This is a genomic window from Streptococcus sp., from assembly GCF_030528045.1.
GTDB lineage: Bacteria > Bacillota > Bacilli > Lactobacillales > Streptococcaceae > Streptococcus.
The window spans coordinates 1-3708 of the sequence record NZ_JAUMZR010000071.1 but is presented as its reverse complement, the minus strand read 5'-3'; the positions used below and the strand labels follow the sequence as shown (position 1 = coordinate 3708).

Here is a 3708-nt window from a genome sequence, read left to right as displayed (position 1 = left end):
TCCTCTCGTGCTTAGTTATAGGTCACCCACTACAGTTGACATAGAGCCAAAAAAATGAACTTGAAACTCAAGTTCATTTTTTTTTTAATGTGAAAAGTTGATGCAGACTGCTTCAGGGACATGGAAGTCGTTAGAAAGCTCTGCAAGACGACCACTTTTAGGATTGCGCTTAAAGACGGTTACGTTATCAGAATCTTGATGAACAGCAATGAGAAACTCTTGATCAGGAGTTAGGTCGAAATCACGTGGATTTTTACCATGACTTGGTACAATCTCTAATAATTCCAAGCTACCATCAGCGAGGATTGTATAGACTGCAATGGAATCATGACCTCGGTTGGATGCATAGAGGTATTTGCCATCTTTTGAAAGACGAATGGCAGCAGTAGCATTAAAGCCTTCGTATCCATCTGGTAAGGTTGAAATAACTTGCATGCGTTCAAATTCACCAACCCCATCATAAATCAAGACCTCTATAGTGCTATTAAGTTCGCAGATGAGATAGGCAATCTTATAGTGGTGGTGGAAAACGATGTGGCGAGCACCTGCTCCAGCTTGGCTGTGATAAGTGTAGAGTTTACTTAGTTTTCCTTCTTGACTAACATCATAGGTTGTTACCTCATCTGTTCCTAGATCACAGGTGACGAGGTACTGGTCAGGTGTTAGATCTGTAAAGTGTACATGTGGGGAAGTTTGGTTTTCATGAGGACCTTGTCCACTATGCTGATCTAGATCTGTTTGGATGAGACTACCATCCGTTTGACGTCTATAAACCAGAACTTGGCCTTTATGATAATTGGCTCCATAAACGAGACCACGCTTTTCGTCAACTGCAACGTAGCAGTGAGGAGCACCTTCTTCAACCACGTGATTTAGCAAAGCGCCATCTGTCTTATATGCAGCGATTCCACCTAAGCCATCCTGGCTCCCTACAGTGTATAAGTGTTGCTGTTGGTCAAAGGCAAGGTAGGTTGGACTGGGTTCAGCAGCAAAGAGCTCAAGATTTGCAAGCTGGCCTGTTTCTGTATCAAAATCTGCCTTGTAAATCCCTTTAGATAAGCGACGAGTGTAAGTTCCAAAATAAACAGTTTCTTTCATGTCCATACCTCTTAATAATGATAAGTTCATTATACCACAAAATGGCAGTCATGAAGCACTAGATTCATTCATGTAAGCACTTTAAAAAAGAGTTATTTTAGTCTAAAAATGGTATAATGAGAGAATGACAGAAAGGATGTATTTATGGAACATAAAGAGAAACATTTTAGCCTATCTTGGTTTTTTAAGTGGTTTTTAGATAATAAAGCCATCACTGTATTTTTAGTAACCTTGTTACTGGGGCTAAATATTTTTATTCTAAGTAAGATTAGTTTTATCTTTTTACCGGTATTGGACTTTTTAGGGGTTGTCATGTTGCCAGTTATTTTATCTGGTTTACTTTATTACCTCCTCAATCCGATTGTGGACTGGATGGAGAAGCACAAGATCAATCGTGTACTTGCTATTAGTATTGTTTTTGTTATTATTGGACTCTTTATCATTTGGGGGCTGGCAGTCGCAATTCCTAATCTGCAACGTCAAGTCTTAAATTTTGCAAAGAATGTGCCGACATACCTGGAAGATGCTGATAAGGTGATCAATGACCTTGTAACCAAACGCTTGCCAGATGATTTTAGACCACAGTTGGAGCAGGTTCTTTCCAATGTTTCTAGTGAGGCGACTATGTGGGCCAGCAAAATCTCTTCTCAAGCTGTTAACTGGGTTAGCGCCTTTATCAGTAGCGTTTCCCAGGTCATTGTAGCGGTTATTATCGTACCCTTCATGCTCTTTTATCTTTTGAGAGATGGGAAAGGCTTGCGGGATTACCTAACTAAATTCATCCCAAACAAGTTAAAAGAACCTGTCGGACAAGTTTTGTCAGATGTTAATAAACAGTTATCAAACTATGTTAGAGGGCAGGTTACAGTTGCTATTATCGTGGCAATTATGTTTATTATCTTCTTTAAGATTATTGGTCTCAGATATGCTGTGACTCTTGGTATCACGGCTGGTATCCTCAATCTAGTACCTTACTTGGGTAGTTTTCTAGCGATGTTGCCTGCTTTGGTTTTGGGCTTGATAGCGGGGCCTGTCATGCTTTTGAAAGTGATTATTGTCTTTATTGTTGAACAAACGATTGAAGGTCGCTTCGTTTCTCCTCTTATTTTAGGTAGTCAGCTAAACATCCATCCGATCAATGTCCTCTTTGTTCTCCTAACTTCAGGTTCTATGTTTGGTATTTGGGGAGTCTTGCTGGGAATCCCTGTCTATGCCTCTGCCAAGGTCGTTATCTCAGCTATCTTTAACTGGTATAAGAAAGTCAGCGGTTTGTATGAAGAAGAAGGGGAGGAAATCAAGAGTGAACAATAGTCAACGCATGCTCCAGGCTTTGGATGAACAGAATTTAACCAAAGCAGATCAGTATTTTCACAAAGCCCTTGAAACAGATTCAAGCGAAGTTCTTTACGAACTAGCAAGCTATCTAGAGGGAATTGGCTTTTATCCTCAAGCTGAAGAAACTTACCAACATATCGTTACAGAATTTCCAGAAGTGAATCTGAATTTAGCCAGCATTGCTAGCGAGGATGGCAATGTTGAAGAAGCCTTTGCTTACCTTGAGGAAATCACACCCGAAAGTGACTGGTACGTATCGGCTTTGGCCTTGAAGGCAGACCTCTATCAGTTGGAAGGATTGACAGATGTAGCACATGAAAAGTTACTGGAAGCCTTAAACTACTCAGATGATGCCTTATTAGTTTTTGGTTTGGCTGAGTTGGATAGTGAGTTAGGAAATTATCAGGAAGCTATTCAGAGCTATGCTCAATTAGACAATCGCTCCATCTATGAGCAAACGGGTGTCTCAACCTATCAACGAATTGGTTACGCTTATGCCCAGTTAGGCAAGTTTGAAGCTGCAACTGAATTCTTAGAAAAAGCTTTAGAATTAGAATACGATGACCAAACTGCCTTTGAACTGGCTAGTCTTTACTTTGACCAAGAAGAGTATCAAAAATCTGTTCTTTACTTTAAGCAGATTGATACCATTTCACCTGATTTTGAAGGATATGAATATGGTTATAGTCAAGCTTTGCATAAGGAACATCAGGTGGAAGAGGCCCTTCGTATCGCTAAACAAGGTTTGGAGAAAAATCCATTTGAAACTCGGCTCTTACTAGCTGCTTCACAGTTTTCGTATGAATTACATGATCCTAGTGATGCTGAGCAGTTTCTTCTTACTGCAAAAGAAGATGCAGAGGATACAGAAGAAATTTTCCTTCGCCTTGCAACTATTTATATGGAACAAGAGCGGTACGAAGATATCATCGCTCTCCAAAGTCAAGAACCTGAAAATCTCTTGGCCAAGTGGATGATTGCCCGTTCTTACCAGGAAATCGAGGATTTAGATAAGGCCTATGAACTCTATCAACAACTATCGTCTGACCTCAAGGATAATCCTGAATTTCTGGAGCAGTATACTTATCTCCTACGTGAATTGGGATATTTTGAAGAAGCCAAAGTGCAAGCTGAAGCTTATTTAAAACTCGTTCCAGATGATGTTCAAATGCAAGAACTCATAGAGACACTTTAAGGATTTCTATTTTTTGTAAAATTTTATGGCTCTATGTCAACTGTAGTGGGTGACCTATAACTAAGCACGAGAGGAGACGA

General features: G+C 40.0%; 3 protein-coding genes. 2 read left to right on the top strand and 1 reads right to left on the bottom strand.

Features of this window, described 5'->3' with window-relative positions:
• Positions 1-84: 84 nt before the first annotated feature.
• Positions 85-1098, bottom strand: coding sequence for a lactonase family protein (locus tag Q4A91_RS09295; RefSeq protein WP_303214238.1), 1014 nt, complete (start codon positions 1096-1098; stop codon positions 85-87).
• A gap of 144 nt (positions 1099-1242) precedes the next feature.
• Here Q4A91_RS09295 and Q4A91_RS09290 point away from each other — a divergent pair, with 144 nt between their 5' ends.
• Positions 1243-2409, top strand: a complete 1167-nt coding sequence (locus tag Q4A91_RS09290) for an AI-2E family transporter (protein WP_000400294.1) — start codon at positions 1243-1245, stop codon at positions 2407-2409.
• Positions 2399-3628 (top strand): tetratricopeptide repeat protein, encoded by a 1230-nt coding sequence (locus tag Q4A91_RS09285; RefSeq protein ID WP_303214235.1) that lies wholly within the window; start codon positions 2399-2401, stop codon positions 3626-3628. The genes Q4A91_RS09290 and Q4A91_RS09285 overlap by 11 nt, the downstream gene beginning before the upstream one ends.
• Positions 3629-3708: the final 80 nt, after the last annotated feature.

Coding starts and splice junctions, on each gene's coding strand:
- Q4A91_RS09290 (WP_000400294.1), top strand. CDS start 1,243: ATGGAACATAAAGAGAAACATTTTAGCCTATCTTGGTTTTTTAAGTGG.
- Q4A91_RS09295 (WP_303214238.1), bottom strand. CDS start 1,098: ATGAAAGAAACTGTTTATTTTGGAACTTACACTCGTCGCTTATCTAAA.